The organism is Mucilaginibacter robiniae, assembly GCF_012849215.1.
In the GTDB taxonomy this organism is placed as follows: Bacteria; Bacteroidota; Bacteroidia; order Sphingobacteriales; family Sphingobacteriaceae; genus Mucilaginibacter; species Mucilaginibacter robiniae.
In genome coordinates this window covers 3,060,231-3,079,335 of sequence record NZ_CP051682.1, presented here as the reverse complement: position 1 = coordinate 3,079,335, position 19,105 = coordinate 3,060,231, and the positions used below count along the sequence as shown (strand labels likewise).

Below are 19,105 nucleotides of genomic sequence, written 5' to 3'. Positions count from 1 at the left end.
TATCAAAATAATACCTAAAGTACATGCAAACAAGAAGGGTTCTGGTATGCACCAGAACCCTTCTTGTTTTATTCTTCATTAAATATATTAAAGTGGTAACACGTTCATTATTTTAAAAAACAGCTCACTACTGAAGTAACAGCTTAATGCAGCATGAAGCAACTTCTTTAAGCAATGATTGCGCATCACAACAAAACAGATATTGAATGTATTTACTCTTCCCCTAAATTAACGCTTATTAATATCGGTGATCCACTGGTTAACGGTTCCCCAGGTTTTATCAGGCTGATCACTTGCTGTAATGGTTAGTGTTCCGCCTTGCATAATTTCCTGATGTGTAATCCAGTTACGGTTTAATGGTTTACCATTTAAAGTGGCTGATTGTATATACCGGCCATGATCGGTATAGTTATTAACCCGAACAATGAAATGTTTATTTGCCGGTAAATTAATGCTTACCTCTTTAAAAAGAGGCGCATTTAAATAGTAAACCGGCCAGCCTACACAAGCAGGCGAAAACCCGCAAGCTGCAAACACATACCAGGCCGACATAGCTCCGGCATCATCGTCCATCGTGCGAATATAAGTATCAGGCTGGTTTTTATAGATGACATCCACAAAAGGGTCAATGCCCCGGCTGTTATCGTTAAAGTAATACTGCACTACGGTATCTACCGCATACTTATGCATTAATGCTTGCGATTGCCATGGGTGTGAGGTAAAGTTGTACATCAATGGAGCTTGTATATCAGGCTCATTGGCGTGGTTGTAATAATCATTATCAAAAAACTGGTTTAGTTGCTGCAAGTAGGCCTGTTCGCCTCCTATCAATGCTATCAATCCCTTAGCATCAAAAGGCACAAACCATCGGTACTGCCATATAGTTCCCTGGTACAAGCCCCGGGCTGAAACCTGATCTACATCCCGCTTGGTTAAATCTTTAAAATCCTTGTTCCAATAATCTTTGTAAGCCGATGCCTTTTGCAAGTACTGTTTACTTAAAGCTGACTTGCCTGTTATTCTTAATATTTGCGACAATGCCCAAGTATCATAACTTGACTCTAAAGCTTTATCGGGGTGCGAGAAATCTAACCGGTTTACATCGGCTACTAACGAGTCTGTTATTTTATTCCAATCAACCGGGTAGCCTTTGCGGTAAGCATCCAGTAATACCACAATGGCATGTTCGGTACGCACGGTATTGGAGGGTTCGTGCTGAGTGGCATAATCTTTTTTACCGAAATGGTACAAATCTGCTATCGAGTTGGTCATAGCTTTGTACCTTTCAGGATATAGTATGGAAAGTAACGGTAACTGCGTTCGATAATTATCCCAAATGGCCCAGCCGTTGTACGCAGCAGCTGTGGTATGCTGCAAACTACCATCGGTAGCCCGGTAACTGCCATCAGGCTCAGATATTACGTAAGGCGATTGTACCGTGCGATAAAGCAAAGAATAAAACAGCTTTTCACGTTCTGAATTGCCTTTTACCTGTACTCGGTTTAACACCTGATTCCACCCTTGCTGGCTTTGAGCTTTCAACTGCTCATAACTACGGGTAGATAAAGCGGCTTCGGCATGGGCTACATCAACCGATGATAAAGCGATACGAATTTGTGCTTGCTGCACCTGCTGAGGGAACGTAACAGTTAAAATATGTTCGGCCGATGGGGTAAACTGCACCGGCTGATCAAACTTCAAACTATAGTATATACGGTAAGTACCTACATTGCAAGTAGTGCGCGAATCAATCCAGCCACATAGTTCATTACCTTTAAGCTGATGTTCTTCAGCCACAAAGCGGTTAGCTAAGGTATGGCTTAGGTTGATTAGGAAACCTGGTTTATGCCCTGCCGGGAAACTATACTGCTCAATACCCGCATTCTGACAAACAGCGATGTTTACTTTAATACCATTGCTAAAGCCTACCTGATAATACCCCGGTGCTGCGCTTTCTGTACTTTTAGTAAGTGCCGAAGCAAGGGAATCATCAACCAGGAATGGTTTAATTAAAATATTACCGCCACTACCCTGGCAACCTACGCCTTCAAAACGGTTGTGGGTAAAACCCAAGAAAGTTTTGGCTTTGTGCTCATACCCCATGTGCAGGTTGGGATAAGTTTGCGGCCCAATGCTCAGCATACTAAAAGGGTATGAAGCCGCCGGCGACATCTGCCCATGATCGCCCGATGAACCCAGAAACACATTGACCTCATCCGCCAGTTCATTACCACTGGATCGAACCAGTTGTTGCGCCCATGAAAAGCTACAAATTGAAACTAAAAACAGGAAGATAGCCGTACAGCAGTAATAAGAACGGGTAAGAGTAGAGTTGTAATAATGTTTCATCAATATAAATTCACCGCCTTGCTTAACAAAAAGAAGCAACGCAGTAGTTACTGTATTATAAATATAACCTCACCATTTGCCGCCAGTAACGTGGCTTATGAGCTTCACCTTCCCAAATGTATAATTGGTTAGGTACGGCTTTGTGCCAGAGTTCCTCGCTTAGCTTTTGATTATGGTTCAAAAAAGTATCTTGACTACCTATAGCCATTATGATTTCCATGTGCCGCATGGTATTCAAAAAGTATTCATCCCTTAAATTAGGCACGTACTCTAGTGGCATATTGAAATAAATATCTGGGCTGTGGTAACCATCGAATATATCTTTAAAATGCCAAAAAGCATGGGTTAGGTCATATCGGCCGCTCATGCCTACAGCTTTCTTAAACAACCACGGATATTTGAATGCCAGATTGATCGCGTGATAAGCTCCCATACTACAGCCGGCTACTTCCAGATAGCCACTGCTGTTTTTAGCATAAATTAAAGGCAATACTTCATGAAGAATGTACTGCTCGTACTGCAAATGCCGATGTATACGCGTTGCCGGATGTACACCAGCATTATAAAAGCTTTCGGTATCGATGCTATCTACACAAAAAACCTGTAATTCGCCGTTGTTAATGCGATCATACAGTGCATGGATAATACCCCAGTTTTCATAATCATAAAACCGCCCCATGCGAGGAGGAAAGAACAGCACAGCTTTGCCACTATGCCCGAATATTAATAATTCCATATGGCGCTGTAACCGATGGCTGTACCAATTATGATATTCTCTGTGCATGTGGCATTTGGTTGTAAATATCCGGAACGATTGTTAACTAAATATTACCCCTAACATCTTTTATAAAATAGCTTTACCAATAACGCTTTTCCATATCTCATATCCCTGTGCGCTCAGGTGCAATCCATCATCGGCATACAAAGCTTTATCGGGTTGGCTAGCTCCATTCAGCATTGGTTTAAATATATCAATAAACTGCCAGTGGTTTTGGTTTCGGGCAATTTCATCCTGAATAAGCTGATTCGTGTACACAAACTGATCAGCCAGATTCCAGCGGCTTATACTAGGCTTAAGTGAAATAAAATAGCAAGGCAAATGAATACCAAAGCGTTCACGTATTTGTACCACCAGCTGCTTAAAAAAAATAAACACCTCTTCAGGGTGCCGGTCATCACCTAAGTCGTTATCGCCTGCATAAACTACTAACCGTTGTGGCTGGTAAGGTTTCATAATTCGATCAAAAAACCATACGCAAGCAGCCAGCGTAGAGCCGCCAAAACCCAGATTAACCGGCTTTAACGTGGCAAAATCTTGATAAAGGTTTTCCCATAAACGCAGGGTCGAACTGCCATAAAAAAGAGTTTCGGGTTCGTAGTTTAACTTAAGCCTGTTTTGTTCCAGTTGTTTTACATCATCTTCATACCAGTTCATGGTGTGTTGCTTTAATTATAGAATCGGAATTGCTTATAAAAAATAAACCCTGATGAATAATGTTTGATCACCAGGGTTTACCTATTCAGTTTATTTATTAACAATTTATTCAGATGTTAATAGAACTGCCTTTTACTTCGTGCATATACTGCACCAGTTCCTGCGCCCGATGCTTGGCCGTATGTGCCTCCAGTATTTTGGTACGGGCCCGTTCACCAATACGAATACGTTCTTCTTCATCTATGTCTTTCAGAAAGGCTAAGGTTTCAGCACCTGAGTAGGATACCAATATTTCTTTGCCGAATTCAAAAACAGTATCTAAACCTTCCCAGTAATCGCTGATGATAGGCACGCCACAGGCGGCCGCTTCAAATAGCCTTACACTGGGCGAATAACCGGCTTTAATCATGTCGGCACGGGTAATATTCAAGGTGAAACGCTGCGCGTTGTAAAACTCCCGGTGCTCGGCTGGCGGCAGGTGATGAATGTGATGAACATTGGCAGGCCATTGTATGGTATCCGGGTACTGCGGGCCCGCTACAGTAAACCGGCCTTCCGGCCATTGCTGGGCAGCATCAAACAACAAACGCTCTAAAGGTGGCTGACGATCATCACTGTAAGTACCTAAATAACCCAAGTCATATTTTTTTTCTATAGCCTCCGGATAGTACAAGGCCGGGTCAACCGAACAGTACAGCGCACGGGCACAAGGTGAACCATATTTTTCTTCCAGTAACTGAAGTGTTGGTCCGCCGGTGAATGATAAATACAAATCGTAAGCCGGTATTAACTCAGGCGCTAAATACTCGTAATCTTTACGCTCCAACTTAGCCAGGGTTACTGGGGTATCTATATCATAAAAGGCTTTAATGCCCTGAGCTTCTTTACAAACCCATTTGCCTACTTCAACACCTTCGGGTACGTAAGATCCGACAATCACCATATCTGCCGATTGAACCGGTTCGGCATATTGCTGCTTTAATTCATTTAAATCCTTATACAAAATCAGCTTGCAAAAATTGGGATTAGGCAAATCACGGTTGGAAGAATACCAGGGCACATCCCTTTCCAGAAAAGTTACCTGATGGCCGGCTTTGTTCAATTCATTAACAATAGCCCTGAAGGTAGTGGCATGCCCATTACCCCATGACGAAGTGATGGACAAGCCCAGTATGGTAATGTTTAAAGATTCTTTACTCATACTGCACTGGTGTTGGTGAATTGAAAATGCGCTTGAAATAATTGATCGGCTTCTTGGGCTCTGTGTGCATAAGTATGATGTTCCAGCACTCGTTTCTGAGCAGCCTCACCTATGGCTTTGGCTTCTTCTACTGAAAGCTGACTCAATATTTGGGCTACTTCATCACCACTACCCGCTACCAAAATTTCTTTCCCTGGTTCAAAAAAGAAATCGATACCTAGCCAGTAATCGGTAATGATGCAGGCACCTGCACCCGCTGCTTCAAACACGCGGGTAGCCGGCGAAAAGCCCATTTTAGCCATACTATCACGACTAATATTTAAAACTGCTTTTGGCGTACAGTTAAAAGCGTTATGATCTTTCGTGTACACGTGGCCAATATATTCTACATTAGTCGGCATTTGCTTATCACCCCAGCCGCTACCCCCAATTTTAAAAGTTTGTTCCGGAAGCTGTGCAGCCGCTTTCAGAAAGAACTCTTCCACACGAGCTTCGCGGTCGGGCAGGCGGTTACCCAAAAAGGCTAAGTCGCACTTAAACTTTTCTTCTTCCGGCACTGAAAAGTGGGTTTCCGGGTCGAGCGCATTATAGATAGGGATACAACGTTTGGCGCCGAATGTTGCATAAGCATCAATTACCGGCTGACCGCCACCATACGTTAAAATCATATCGTATTGTGGTACCAGGTTCCGGAACGGATCTTCCGGGTTCAGCGTCATGCGTTCCAGTGTAGCCGGGGCATCTACATCCCAAAAAATTATTAATTGATTTTCTTTTCTCAGCTTTAAAACTTGCTCTTCCAGCAACTCGTCAAAAACACCTACGCCACTGGCTTTGACTACCACATCAGCTTTAGCAGCTTCGGCCAGTACTTTGAAAGCACTTTCTTCATTATTATCGTAAACAACTACTGTTGCCCACTCCGGGTCGGGAATATCACGGTGCTGCTGGCGCTCGTAAGCATCAGGTTCGTAAAAAGTAATATCGTGGCCTAAACGGCTTAATTCTTTAATAATGCCCCGATAGTAAGTAGCAGCGCCGTTCCAGTAAGCTGAAACCAGGCTTGAACCATAAAAGGCAATTTTTAATTTATTTTTCATAAAGTATCAGGTATGTACTTGATTATTCAGCCGTGTTTACAGCCGAAGAAGGTTCTAATTCCAGTGAATCTACAATCTGTAGCAGTTCATTTACCCGGTGTGTGCAGGTATGTTTAGCTAAAATGGTTTTCAACCCGTTTTCAGCCAGTGTTTTTGCAGTAGTAGCATCATTCAATATTTTTGAAAGCTGTGCTTTCATGCTTTCTTTACTATCAGCTACTAAAAAGTCGGTACCGGGGGTAAACAGGTGTTCCGCATCATTCCAGGGCGAGCATACCAGCGGAATACCGCAAGCCATAGCCTCAAACGGGCGAATGGTAGGGATACCGGGTAATGATTCTACATAAGGACGGCGAGGCACATGAACAGTCACTCTATATTTGGCAAATACCTCAGGCGCTTTGTAATTAGGCAACCAGTTGGCATACTCAATGCCCGCATCAGCCAAAGCTTTTAGTGCCGTATCTGGGTAACGTACACCATATATTTTAGCTTTCAGGCCCAGTTCTTTAACCGGATCAATTAAATAGGTTTGCAGTTCCTGCGTACGTTCGTTATCACCCCAGTTACCTACCCAAACCAAATCCCCTTCTTTTTCAGCGCTTTCAATTGGATGAAATATGCGGGTATCGGCCGCTTCATGCCAGGTCCAGGCATTTTTTGTCCAGCCTTCTTTTAAATAGATATCGCGGATTACATTACCAAATGCCAACACGCCATCATAATGGCGTAAGTCATACTGTTCCATGCTGGCCTTTTCGGTTACAGCCCGATGGTGCGTATCATGAAACAGTAGTTTAAACCCACCCACTTGTGCCCGGTATTCACCGATGGCTTTTACCAGTTGATGTTCGTTCCACTCATGCACAATTACCAAATCCTGATCTTTCAAAAGCTCAGATAGATTGATCTGATCAGCTTCGTAAAAGATAGATTTCAGTTGCGGGTAAGTTTGCTGAAACTCTTGTATAAAAGATTCACCATGACCTTGAATCAGGTTGGTTAAGCTCCAGTTATCTTTAGGTTCATACACTTTTACATCATGGCCCCGGCTTAACAGATCGGCCACTACACCGCGCAAAAAATGAGCGTTGCCGTGGTTCCAGTCAGACAGCAGCGAATGGTAAAACATGCTTATTTTCATATTCCTGAGTTTTTATGTGATAAAGCCCTTGTAATTGGGCTGATGTGTTCGGCTACAAAGCTTCATGATGGTGCTAAGCCGCCAAACAACTTATATATTGTATTTAATTAATAACTTTTGTAAGTGCAGCCTTTTGCACCATGTTTTGATACAGGGTCAGATAATTGTTCACCATTGTATCTAACGAGAACATCTGTGCCCTTACTTTAGCACATTGCGTTAAATGTTGATATTGCTGCCAGTTTTGTGTTACCTCATTCAACAACGCATCTAATTCATCGGGCTGATCTGGGTTGAAGTACAAAGCGGTATCCTGCCATAATTCTTTCAGGGTAGGAATGTCAGCCAGTAGTAATAAGCAATCCGATAAAGCAGCTTCCAATACCGATAAACCAAAAGGCTCATATTTGGCCGGAAGAATATAAATAGCTGATGCAGCTAACTGCTCCCGTACCTCGGCCGGACTTAAAGTACCCAACATGTGTACGTTGGGGATAGATACCAGCTCACCATTATCCGGATGGCGATTGTTGCCGGCTACCAAGATGGGAAGCTGCGCTTGGTTGTTTAGTTTGCCTAGCAGAGAAAGATTTTTGGCCTCATCCCATATGCGCCCCATAGCAAAGGCCTGAAGCTTTTTATCAGCAGTATAAAACAGGCTAGTATCACGGCCATTATAGATAACCTTGATATCATTACCGCAACTATATAACTGCTCTAATTGTTGAGCATAAGTATGAGATATGGCTACAACTACATCAGCAGCTTTTAGGCCTTGGGTTATACAATGCTTATAATTATCCCACTCTGCCGGAACTCGGCCACCAATTACGCCCTGCCACCAGGATAGCACACATGAATGGGCTACTACCACTACAGGTGCATGCCAGCTTAAAGCCGCATGTGCATAACCGTTTAAATGGATGATATCCGGTTCTATCTCTTTTTCCAGACTTAGCAGCCATTCGCCGGCGTGTTTCACATCCTCCCAAGGGTTATCCATCCACTCCAGCTTGTAGTGGCTTTCGCGGACATCCAAATTTGGTATTTGATTGGCTTCTGCTTGTTGACTAACGGCTAAGGGTGCACCCATCGTAGCTAAACATACTTGGATGCCCCGGTTATGATAAGCACGGCATAAATCAAGCGCATAAGTCCACACACCGCCAACGGTATCGGCAGTCATGAGTACTTTTTTTATGGCTTGCTGCTCATCCAGAATCATAAGTGCCTATTACTTTCTATTATAGATTTTATCTAAAATTTCGGCAGCTTTAACATATTGATGGGCTTCCGGGTTAAACTGGTTACCTTTAGCGGCCAGTTCTTCGGCCCAATTGATGGCAGCTTTGCCGCCCCAGGCATCACCCGGTGTGCTGATGGCTTGGCGCGAAGTACCGTAAAAACGCTCGGTAACGAAATCGTAAAAAGAACCGTTGATGTTTTTGAAAGAAACGCCGCCGTTGGTACCATAAAAGCTGGCTTCAATTACCGCATCAACCCCAGCCGGCAAATTCCATGAACAGGCGAATTGCACAGCAATACTGCTATTAATCAGCATTTGCGCTACGGCATAATCCTCTACCTGTTCCTCAACATTGGTAATTGGTTTGCCTTTTGAAAAAAGCTGACTGTTTACCTCGTTTACCTCGGGGTTGTTAAACAACCATACCAATAGATCAACCAAATGCACGCCTAAATCCATCACGCAACCGCCACCAGCCAGTTTAGGGTCGAAGTACCAAGGTTTGTCGGGCCCGTAGGCATTATGAAAAACTAAGTTAACACCGTAAATAGTCCCGAGTTCGCCTGAATCCAGCACCTGTTTCAGGGCTTGAATACCTTGGGTAAAGCGGTAAGAAAAATCTACACCCAGCAGCACATTTTTATCCTGAGCAGCCTGCACTACGTTTCTCACCTCTTCCGCATTGCGGCCTAAAGGTTTTTGGCAAAAAACTGCCTTACCCTCATGAATAGCTTCGATAGATTGTGAGGCGTGCAAGGCACTTGGCGTGGCGATAATCACGCCATCCAGATCAGACGTAATCATTTCCTGCAAGGAAGGCATCACCTCAGCTTGCGGAGCCAACAGCAACGCTTCTTCTGCAAATTGCTGGTTCGGGTCAGAGATGACCTTGATGTTGGCTATATTTTCATTTGCAATGGCTTGTAAGCGGTTTCTTCCAATCCAGCCCACACCAATAAACCCTAACTTGGGTTTATTTTCTACCATAGTGCCGTTCATTAAATATTAGTCGTTAAAAGTTATTAATGCTTTCATAAACCCTTCCGGGTTCTGATCATGTATTTCAAATGCTTTTTGCAGGTCTTTAGCCGGAAAAATATGAGTAAACAATCTTTCAGGACTTAACCGTCCTTCTTGCACGGCTTCAACTGCGTTACGCATGCCCTTTAAGTATTCTTTCGGGTCGCGTTCGTGAGCGTTGATCACGTCCAACCCGCGCCAATTCCAAAGCTGCATGTTCACCTGGCGCAAGCCATCCTGATGGTAGCCAGCAATAATGAGTTTACCACGAATGGCGGTTAACTCGGCGGCTAAATCAAGCGGCCATTGCTTGCCGGTAGCTTCAATAACCCGCTCGCAAAAATTGCCGTTGGTTAGTTGTTTTACTTTTTCAATAATCTGCCAATGGTCATCCAGTGGGATAATTTCATCTGCACCCAACTGTTGAGCTAGTTCTATCGCCGAATGTTTACGGGTTAAAGCAATTACTTTAGCACCGGCCTGATGGGCCAGTTGTACCAGCATAGCGCCTAAAAAGCCAATGCCAATAATAGCTACCGTTTGCCCGGCCTGAATATCACTACGATTAAAGATATTCATGGCGCAGCCCAAAGGCTCGCCAGGAAATGGAATACCATCTAATTCAGATGGCAGCTTAATCAGGTTACTGGCTTGGGTAATATCGTACTCAGCAAAAGCATTGAAGGTGATAGCAGCTACGCGATCACCTTTGGCGAAGCCGGTTACATCTTTTCCTACCGCATCAATACGGCCCCAGCCTTCATGACCGGGCTTGCCGGCTTCAACCGGGTAGGTAAACCATTCACGGCCTTCCCACATGGGCAGATTAGAAGCACACAGGCCACAACCTTCCATTTTTATCCGCACCTCATCGGGTGCGGGTTCAGGTAAGGGAACCTGCTTTACCGTAACTGTTTTGGGAGCGGTAATTTCCATAGCATCCATTACGGATGCTGGAGATGGTGTAGGTATTTTTTCGTCGATTGCAGATTCCATTTAGATTGATTGGCCGGAATAAACTTTTTTAGCTACCGGAATATTTCTAAACTCTGCCAGCCAATGGTACAATTTTTCAACGCCTTGGTATGCAGATACCTCAGGTGCCCAATGGCCTTCCTGCATAAACTTTTTGATGTCTGATACATAGTAACGCTGATCGCCAGGGCGCCAGTCGCCAAAATCAACATCAATCGGCTCGCCGTGCAGGTCTTCAATAATTTTAATCAGCTCTAACAAGCTCACTGTATTTTCAACACCGCCACCAATATTGAAAGCCTGACCGGTTAAAGAATCCATATTTTCCTGAGCAGTTTTCATGGCCCGGATCAAATCTTTAACATACAGCACATCACGTACCTGCTTGCCATCACCATAAATAGTCAGTGGCTTACCTTCTAAAGCACTAATCAGGAAGTGAGCTACCCAGCCTTGGTCTTCAGTACCAAATTGGTGAGGACCATAAATGCAGCTCATTCTAAACACTACAGCTTTCAAGCCGAAGGTTCTGGCGTAATCTAATATATAAGCATCAGCGGCTCCTTTTGAGCAACCATATGGGCTATGAAAATCAATACCTCGTTCTTCCGAGATACCATTATCAGCAATTTTGGAGTTTTCAGGCTCGTAGCGATCGCCTTTCAAAATCACCTTCAAGTCTTCTAAACCACCATATACTTTGTTGGTAGAAGTAAACACCAAAGGTGGCTGCTTTTCTGACAATCGAATAGCTTCCAGCAGGTTTAAAGTACCACGGGCGTTTACCTCAAAATCCATAATCGGGTTAACACAGCTAGTGGTTACCGCAACCTGTGCAGCGAAATGATAAACGGCATCAGCTGCATTTACAGCTTCTTTCAATGCCTGCTCATCCCGGATATCAGCAATTTCTATTCTTAAATTTTCTGGATATTTCTCTTGCAACCAGCGCAAGTTTTTCTCTACCCCATCGCGGGAGAGATTATCATAAATGATAACAGATTTACCTTCTGATAAAAGAGCATCGGCCAAATTGGTGCCAACAAAACCGGCTCCCCCTGTAATAAGCGTAGTATGCGGTTGACTGTTATTTGTCATAGTATGTTGTGGGTCAGTTAAGGCAGAAGTATCTGTATGGTTAAGTAGTGTGCTATCCATAATAGCGTTAATATATTTTTCCTTATTAAACAGTTAATCCTCTGGCAGCTAATTCTTCTTTAGCCTGCTCCACATTATCTACAGCAACCTGTTCTTCCAGCCATACAGCCAGTTCTTGTAACCCATCTTCCATTTGTACTTCAGGTTCAAAGCCCAGTATGCGTTTAGCTTTGCTGATATCACCAAAGCAATGGCGAATGTCGCCCACGCGGTACTCGCCTGTTGCAACAGGTTGTATGTGCTGCACACCCATGGTACTGCTCAACTTACGGGCAATTTCGCTTACCGTGTAGCTGTTACCACTACCAATATTAAATACTTCGTAAGCCGCTTCTTCTACTTCTAAAGCTAAACGACAAGCTTTAGCTACATCTTTTACATGTACAAAATCACGTTTTTGTTCGCCATCTTCAAAAATAATAGGCGCTTTATTGTTTAAGTAGCGTGAAGCAAAAATAGCTAGCACACCAGTATACGGGTTTGATAAAGCCTGACGGGTACCATACACGTTAAAGAAACGCAAAGCAACGGTTGGAATGTTGTAAGCTTTACCGCAAATCAGGCTCATTACTTCCTGATCGTATTTTGATAAGGCATATACAGAAGCCAGAGAAGGCTTTTTAGTTTCAGGAGTTGGAATAGGGTTTAACGCTACACCATCGGCAGTTTGCAACTCCCAGTGTGCGCTTTTTAACTGCTCTAAGGGGCGTGTAGCATCTTCTACAACATCACCAGCCTCAGTAGTATATACACCTTCACCATAAATGCTCATGCTGGAAGCTACCACTAATCTTTTTACCGGTTTTTGTATCAGCGCTTCTAATAAAACAGCTGTACCACGGTTATTTACATCGGTGTACTCGTTTACTTCGTACATGCTTTGGCCTACGCCTACACGTGCTGCAAAATGGTAAACGGCATCAATTCCCTCTAAGGCCTGTAAAACAATGTTTTTATCTCTAACATCACCCACTACCAATTCCGCTTCCGGATTTAAGTATTCGGGACGTGTAGCATCAGCGCCATGTACTTGCGCCAGCAAATTATCTAGAACTCTAACAGAATAACCCTGACTAATTAATTCGTCGCATAAGTGGGAGCCAATAAAGCCGGCTCCGCCAGTAATTAAGATATTTTTCATAGTTAAAAATATTACGTTGGCTAGGTTGTACATAGCAGGATGCTTCTTCTACAATGCAGCAAACTTTCACCCGTATAAAATACATACATGGTTATTATCCTTAGGGCCGATAGCTTCCTGCCGGATAACTTTACAGATTCCACATCTGTAAACTAAAATAGGCTTTATCCAATCCCACTTAACCTGGTCAAACAATGGCTTTTTTTCCATTCTTCCACCCCAGCTTCAAACCTCAACACTTAAGCCATGACAGGCACAATTACTATATAAGTGTACATATCACAGCACCAAGATATGGTTTTCTGTATATACAGAAGAAATAAAGGCGATAATATTAACAGAAAACCCTATTTGTAGGGTTAAAACCGACCTTTTACGTCCGCTCATGTGCTGTTTAATCTGTATTTTCTCCTTTTCAGAGCTATGCACCTTATAAAAAGGAACACTCACTTACTCAGTTGCTATAACAACCTTTTCTACCCCAATTCCTGCTTCAAAAAACTTACTTGTTATGCTCCTTCAATTACTAAACTTCTGCGGCTTATTAACAATTTTATTTGTTTAGACCGATAGTTTAATGATGGTTATGGATCATCTATGTTCGTTAACTCTTGTTGATAGGAAAAGTTTTTTAGCCCGTTAACATTTTGTTAAACAAAGTCCACCTTGTACCGCAAGAAATAGAAAGCGTAAAACAATAAAGCACCAAAATCTGTTCGGAAACAGATGGTAATTTAGCAGCACATTCAGAATTACATCAAGAGCAGGCAATTTGCCACACGGCTCACCGATTAACTAAAGCTTCAATAACCAACTTAAATTTCGGTTAACATGAACAACCAAACTACCTCACCAAACGAGTTTACAACAGAACAAATACAACAAGACCTGCAAAAGCTGGGCAAATGGTTTCATAACATTGATTTAAAAGGTGTAAAAACCGCGCCCGACCACTTTTTGGGAGATTACCCTAACGTGAAGTTTCAAAGCTTTGCCAGCGCCATTCCGCAAGATTTAACCGGCAAATCGGTACTGGATATTGGCTGCAACGGCGGCTTTTACTCTATTGAAATGAAACGCCGTGGTGCAGCACGCGTGCTGGGTATTGACTCAGACGACCGCTATTTGGAACAAGCTCGTTATGCCGCTAAAGTGTCAGGTTTTGATATTGAATTCAGAAACTTGTCGGTTTATGATGTAGGTTCGCTAGGCGAAAAGTTTGATGTGGTAATTTTTATGGGCGTATTGTACCACCTGCGCCATCCGCTGTTAGCGCTTGATTTACTATATGACAACGTAGTTAATGATCTGTTCATATTCCAATCCATGCAACGCGGCAGCGACCAGGTTGAGCCTGTGAAAGAAGATTATGATTTTTGGGATATGGATATTTTTAAAAGCCCGGATTTTCCGCAGATGTACTTTATAGAGCACCGCTACTCACAAGACCCTACCAATTGGTGGATTCCGAACCGGTCTGGTATGGAGGCTATGCTACGAAGCTCGGGTTTTGAAATTATTGAACATCCTGAATTAGAAGTTTATATTTGCCGCCGTGCTGGGCTTATAGACGATCAGCCACGTGCCGTTTACCCAGCTAAGAAATAAGAAAAATACTTAAATATTTATGATTGAAGCAGTCAAGTTCTGGAACGAACCCAACAACAAGTCTCATTGGGATTTTGAAGTCGATCCAGGATGGCACAAATTTGCCGAAATGGTGAAAATAGCAGCACAAGCTGCCAAAGCCGAAAACCCCGGAATTTTACGCGTACTGGGAGGTATGTCTCCTATCGACCCATCTTTTCTTCAGGGCTTACAAAAAGCAGGAGCTTTAGATGATTTAAACGCTGTTGCCGTACATGGTTTCCCGCTAGATTGGAACCTTTGGGAAATTAACGAATGGCCGAATAAAATAGCCGAGATTGAAGCGGTAACTAACTTACCGGTTTGGGTAACCGAAGTAGGCGTATCTACCTTTGGTGCTGAAGAAGTGCAGGAATTTGGCTTTCGCCGCACGGCCGAATTACTATCCGGCCGTGTAGACCGGGTGCATTGGTACAGCCTTTTTGATTTGCCACAATCATGGGGAGCTACTACCCGCCACCGCGAGGCTGAAGGCTCATCTTACTATCGCCACTTCTATATGGGTTTGCTGCGCGAAGATGGCACACCTAAACTGGCCTTAAAACATTTTTCTGATTATACGCCTGAATTTGGCCTTTGCCAGTGGTTTCACTTTGAAGACCCTCGGCTGGAGTCGGCTGTTGAATGGCTGCGTCGCTTAGGCGTAAAACGCCTGCGTACCGGCTTAAGCTGGGCCGATTACCTGCGCCCTAACGCCGAACAATGGTTTGACCGGATGATGAAAGCATTAGAAGAGTTTGATTTAACCATCACCTTCTGCTTTACGCCAGAAGAAAAAGGGATTCAGCCACATCATACCAGCGCACCTAAAAACCTGGAAGAATATGCAGAGTTTTGCGTAAAAATGATGCGCCGGTACGCTTAAATTAGGTTAACAGTCGTTAAAAAAAGCATCATTGCTAGGAACGAAGCAATCTTTGCAAGAGTTAATCAGACGATTACTCATCAATGTAGAGATTGCTTCGTTCCTAGCAATAATGCTATAGTATCTTTTGCAATTAGTATTGTAGCAGTCTGTAAAATCTAAAAAAACTGATAGCAAGTTTGGTAAATAGCAATGAGCGAAACAGACTCCCCTCAAGCCTTTGGCACCTGGATGGAATGCATGCGCAATGGCGCATTTGAAGAAGCCTGGAAATTTAGTGATGTAGCATTAGCTACCGGTACCAACCGCAACTACACCTTGCCACGCCACCAGCAAGGTATTTGGGATGGCCGATCCTTACAAGACAAACGAGTACTGGTACGCTGCTATCATGGTTTAGGTGATACTATTCAATTTATCCGCTTTGCGCCGCTGCTTAAACAAATAGCTCGTCAGGTGATAGTTTGGGCACAACCCGCACTTATTGACCTGTTAAAAACTGTAAATGGCATTGACGAGCTTTTATCCTTACACGATGGCACGCCTGACGTAGCTTACGATGTGGATGTAGAAGTCATGGAGCTACCTTATATTTTCAGGACTACGCTTGCGACCCTACCCAAGCAGATGCCTTACCTGCATGCAGAGCCACTGCCATTGCCGCAACAAAACGCTGAAAAACTTTCGGTAGGTTTAGTTTGGCAGGCTGGTGATTGGGACAAATCCCGCTGCATTCCGTTTTCATTACTAGAGCCACTAGCTCAAATGGAAGGCATTAACCTTTACATTCTTCAGGCTAATGTAACTTCAGCAAGCTGGCAGGAAGGTTTTGGCATTCACCCAGGCGAGTTTAGTTTGTATGATTATGGACGTGTTATTGCCGGGCTTGATCTACTAATTACGGTCGACTCGATGCCTGCCCATTTGGCTGGGGCCCTTAATATACCCGTTTGGACTTTACTGCACGCCCAGGCCGATTGGCGCTGGATGGATAACCGGCTGGATAGCCCGTGGTACCCGTCAATGAAATTATACAGGCAGGAACATCAAGGCAATTGGCAACCCGTAATTGAACAGGTGGCTACCGGTTTAAGAAGCTTAGTCAATTCTGTACTATAAGCTTTATACACATTGATGCACAAGAAACAATTTGTATCTCATTGCAGTACAGATTACTGCAAACACAACACAGCCGGTAAACTACTGACAGAACAGTGCCACCACTGCCAATGGCTTGTCAGTGTTACAGGGTGTTACACACTGAAACATGTAACACCTGTAACACTATACCTATAAGTTTACGCCTTTAAATCAACGTATCGCTTTTTCATCTCTTTCCAGTCGCCCTGATGGTAGGCTAACCCGTGGTATACGGCAATAGCAAAACGCGCCCAGGATAAATATACCCGCGGACTGTTCAGCTTGCGGGCCAGCCAAAACATACGACCACACCATTTAGAGATCCAATAACGCATCCGGTAAATACGTTTACGCTCTTTAGAAGGTCTGTTTGCATCCGGTGCTACCCGCTTTATGGGCTGTACGCCATCGGTTGCCCAGGTAAGCCGGTAAGCTAAACCCTCACGACGCTGGCGAAAGCCAGCAGCCTGCGTTTGCTCAATAAAAGCACCATCTACTTCTTTCAGTTGCAAACGCCCGTCTTGTATAGCGGCACTTACCATGTTCTCGACAACTGGCGAACGCACTACGATCACGTTGGTACCTTTTCCATCCGACGAATAAGGTTCTACCCAGGCATCACCAAAGGATATGTCGGCCGTTTCGGCTACTACATCGTCACAAAAGTTGCAAGCCGAATTCATGAAAAAGCCTGCGCCCCAATCGCCATCTACCAAATGCCACCAATCGCGGTTTACCACACGCCCATCATTCAGGGTCAGCATGGCATTATACCAGTTGGCAGGTCGGTTCGGGTCTTTATAACGAAACTCCACTTTATTTACCTCCTGAATAGGAACTTTCAATTGCCAGGCAAAGCTTTCTACAAAACGGGCGCTCTTCATGTGCCCGCAAAAAAGCCCTAAGGTAAACGCAATACGTTCCTGATAAATAGGGTCTTGCTGCCGCAGTAATTGCACCGCTTTAATCATGCACGGAATAGCAATTATGGCATAGCGGCCAGGCACCTCCCGAATAATTTTTAACACCGCCGATAACTCTACCGGATAATATCTTGACTTAGCGCCCTCCCGAACTTCCTGCTCGGTACGTGATATACGATATTTGAAATACCTACCCTCTGTTTGCGGATCTTGTGTGGCAATTACATGCGCTACACCATCAATCAGTCCCTGGCGCATCAATTCGGTAGCTACCCAGGTTACTAAGCCACCCGAACTGCCTTGCATACGAAAATCTTCTTCAGCCACATGCCCTACATAACCACTTTGAAAACGACCAACCCCAGCATTGTGCTGTGCAGCATCCGGAAAAAGCCGAACTGATAAATCATCTTCGTTTTTGGCCTTAGGCGAGAACGGGCACGTTTGCGTAAAGCTTTCCGATTCTTTTCTGAACCAGGTAGTGGGGCCTTGTGGTTTAAGCTGCCCTTGTGCATCAAAATCCACCAAAGCATCTACGCCATGCGTATCCGCCTGCGCAACACAACTGCCACAGCCAATGCACAAACCGGAACTCACAATATCTTTCGGGCTGTACTGCTGCTTCATGATAGTTGCATTGGTTTAGGTGCCAGCGCCGCATCCAGATAAGCATTGGAACTTTGCCGTAATTCAGCAATTTTCTGTTGAATCTTTTCATCTACCGGCTCTGATAAACGGGCATGGTATATTTCGGCAGGCGTACCTTCTGTAATTAAATGTTTTTCGCCACCTACCTTCGTCATCAAGCCAATGAGTTTATTACTACGGTAAGGCGTAGTTTCGCAAACAAATGGCTTAGAATTAATCAAGGCAAAAACACATCCATGAAAAAAGTTGGTAACTACAGCTTCCGATTTGGCCATGAAATTTGCAAAATCGTGTGGGTCAGCAGTTAACCAATTCTCATCTGCCCAATCATTCCGGTAACCAATACTTACCAGTGGCAGGTTCCTCTGGTTAGCCCATGCTCTAATCTCGCGAATAAAAAATTCTGTGAAATTATGCCCGTACAAAGCGACGTAAGGCTTTGGCAAGTGGCTTAAATCCCGCTCGTCAGGGTGAATAGCGAATTGCAAACAAGGGTCAAGCACCATTTCGGGTTCAAACCCCAATGCATTTTTTATAATTGTGCGTGAGTTTTCGTCACGTACCGAAATACTTTCAAAGTTCAGCAGCTTTTTAGCCCAATCAGGGTTCAGTCCCCAGGTGGCATCATAATTACCAAAGCTGGCTGCGTATGAAATTAAGTGTTTCGCTTTAATACCATCGCCATAAAACAGTGGGCAGTACCCGTACCAGGGGTGAGATAAATTCCATACTTCATCACTACCTACTACTACTACATCATATTCTTCCATCTGTGATGGATCATCCAGTTCAAAAGCTGGAGATAGTGGCAACGTTTCAAATAAGCTAAAGAATTTTTCCATCTTCTTCCGGTAAATCGCATGATCGGATTTCGGAACGTGGGTAGGCAGCACCGGTTGCAGGGCACATTTCCATTCAGCAAAGTTTACTCTTCGGGAGTAATGATCAAGCAATACGACTTCATGACCACGGCTTTGCAGCCCTTCAACTAAACCACGCGCCTGCCAGTAACTACCATAATTAATACAACGATGAAATGTTAAAACGCCTATTTTCAGGCCGCGAGTATCTGTATCTTTCAATTCAATAAGTTTAATTTTTTCTAAACAAAGC

16 protein-coding genes are annotated in these 19,105 nt (G+C 43.9%); 3 read left to right on the top strand and 13 right to left on the bottom strand.

All coding sequences use genetic code 11. The features are described from left to right. Positions 1–228 precede the first annotated feature (228 nt). From HH214_RS13660 to HH214_RS13610, 11 genes are all read right to left on the bottom strand, one after another. Positions 229–2,349, bottom strand: coding sequence for a glycoside hydrolase domain-containing protein (locus HH214_RS13660; protein ID WP_169608522.1), 2,121 nt, complete (start codon positions 2,347–2,349; stop codon positions 229–231). Positions 2,350–2,404: 55 nt separating this feature from the next. Continuing rightward, complete coding sequence (locus HH214_RS13655; protein WP_169608520.1) at positions 2,405–3,133, bottom strand: esterase family protein; 729 nt, start codon at positions 3,131–3,133, stop codon at positions 2,405–2,407. Positions 3,134–3,193: 60 nt separating this feature from the next. Continuing rightward, on the bottom strand, positions 3,194–3,784 hold the full coding sequence (locus tag HH214_RS13650; protein ID WP_169608518.1) for a GDSL-type esterase/lipase family protein: 591 nt from the start codon (positions 3,782–3,784) through the stop codon (positions 3,194–3,196). Between the two features lie 109 nt (positions 3,785–3,893). Beyond that, entirely contained in the window at positions 3,894–4,985 is a 1,092-nt protein-coding gene (locus tag HH214_RS13645) for a CgeB family protein (protein ID WP_169608516.1), read from the bottom strand. Then, entirely contained in the window at positions 4,982–6,085 is a 1,104-nt protein-coding gene (locus HH214_RS13640; RefSeq protein WP_169608515.1) for a CgeB family protein, read from the bottom strand. Before HH214_RS13640 ends, HH214_RS13645 begins: the two co-directional genes overlap by 4 nt. Before the next feature lie 22 nt (positions 6,086–6,107). Further along, on the bottom strand, positions 6,108–7,229 hold the full coding sequence (locus tag HH214_RS13635) for a CgeB family protein (protein ID WP_169608513.1): 1,122 nt from the start codon (positions 7,227–7,229) through the stop codon (positions 6,108–6,110). A 103-nt stretch (positions 7,230–7,332) separates the two neighbouring features. Further along, positions 7,333–8,454 carry a glycosyltransferase family 4 protein gene (locus HH214_RS13630; protein ID WP_169608511.1) on the bottom strand — a complete coding sequence of 374 codons (1,122 nt, stop codon included), beginning with the start codon at positions 8,452–8,454 and terminating at the stop codon, positions 7,333–7,335. Positions 8,455–8,463: 9 nt separating this feature from the next. Then, positions 8,464–9,462, bottom strand: coding sequence for a Gfo/Idh/MocA family protein (locus tag HH214_RS13625; RefSeq protein ID WP_211166229.1), 999 nt, complete (start codon positions 9,460–9,462; stop codon positions 8,464–8,466). 18 nt (positions 9,463–9,480) lie between these two features. Then, complete coding sequence (locus HH214_RS13620) at positions 9,481–10,491, bottom strand: MDR/zinc-dependent alcohol dehydrogenase-like family protein (protein ID WP_169608489.1); 1,011 nt, start codon at positions 10,489–10,491, stop codon at positions 9,481–9,483. Next, positions 10,492–11,568 carry a GDP-mannose 4,6-dehydratase gene (locus HH214_RS13615; protein ID WP_169608487.1) on the bottom strand — a complete coding sequence of 359 codons (1,077 nt, stop codon included), beginning with the start codon at positions 11,566–11,568 and terminating at the stop codon, positions 10,492–10,494. It abuts the gene before it with no gap. Positions 11,569–11,653: 85 nt separating this feature from the next. Next, the gene (locus tag HH214_RS13610) at positions 11,654–12,769 is read right to left on the bottom strand and encodes an NAD-dependent epimerase/dehydratase family protein (RefSeq protein ID WP_169608486.1); all 1,116 of its coding nucleotides are present in this window, start codon (positions 12,767–12,769) and stop codon (positions 11,654–11,656) included. An 831-nt stretch (positions 12,770–13,600) separates the two neighbouring features. On the opposite strand from HH214_RS13610, the gene HH214_RS13605 reads away from it, so the two are divergent. The 3 genes from HH214_RS13605 (at position 13,601) to HH214_RS13595 (ending at position 16,400) form a co-directional block, all read left to right on the top strand. Continuing rightward, complete coding sequence (locus HH214_RS13605; protein WP_169608484.1) at positions 13,601–14,377, top strand: TIGR04290 family methyltransferase; 777 nt, start codon at positions 13,601–13,603, stop codon at positions 14,375–14,377. Between the two features lie 19 nt (positions 14,378–14,396). After that, positions 14,397–15,281, top strand: a complete 885-nt coding sequence (locus HH214_RS13600) for a glycosyl hydrolase (RefSeq protein ID WP_169608482.1) — start codon at positions 14,397–14,399, stop codon at positions 15,279–15,281. 192 nt (positions 15,282–15,473) lie between these two features. Then, the gene (locus HH214_RS13595; RefSeq protein ID WP_169608480.1) at positions 15,474–16,400 is read left to right on the top strand and encodes a glycosyltransferase family 9 protein; all 927 of its coding nucleotides are present in this window, start codon (positions 15,474–15,476) and stop codon (positions 16,398–16,400) included. 179 nt (positions 16,401–16,579) lie between these two features. Here the strand turns inward: HH214_RS13595 and HH214_RS13590 are convergent, their stop codons facing one another. Together HH214_RS13590 and HH214_RS13585 are read right to left on the bottom strand one after the other, a co-directional pair. After that, the gene (locus tag HH214_RS13590) at positions 16,580–17,971 is read right to left on the bottom strand and encodes a Coenzyme F420 hydrogenase/dehydrogenase, beta subunit C-terminal domain (protein WP_169608478.1); all 1,392 of its coding nucleotides are present in this window, start codon (positions 17,969–17,971) and stop codon (positions 16,580–16,582) included. After that, positions 17,968–19,074: a polysaccharide pyruvyl transferase family protein gene (locus HH214_RS13585; RefSeq protein WP_169608476.1), complete on the bottom strand. Its 1,107-nt coding sequence runs from the start codon at positions 19,072–19,074 to the stop codon at positions 17,968–17,970. The genes HH214_RS13590 and HH214_RS13585 overlap by 4 nt, the downstream gene beginning before the upstream one ends. Positions 19,075–19,105: the final 31 nt, after the last annotated feature.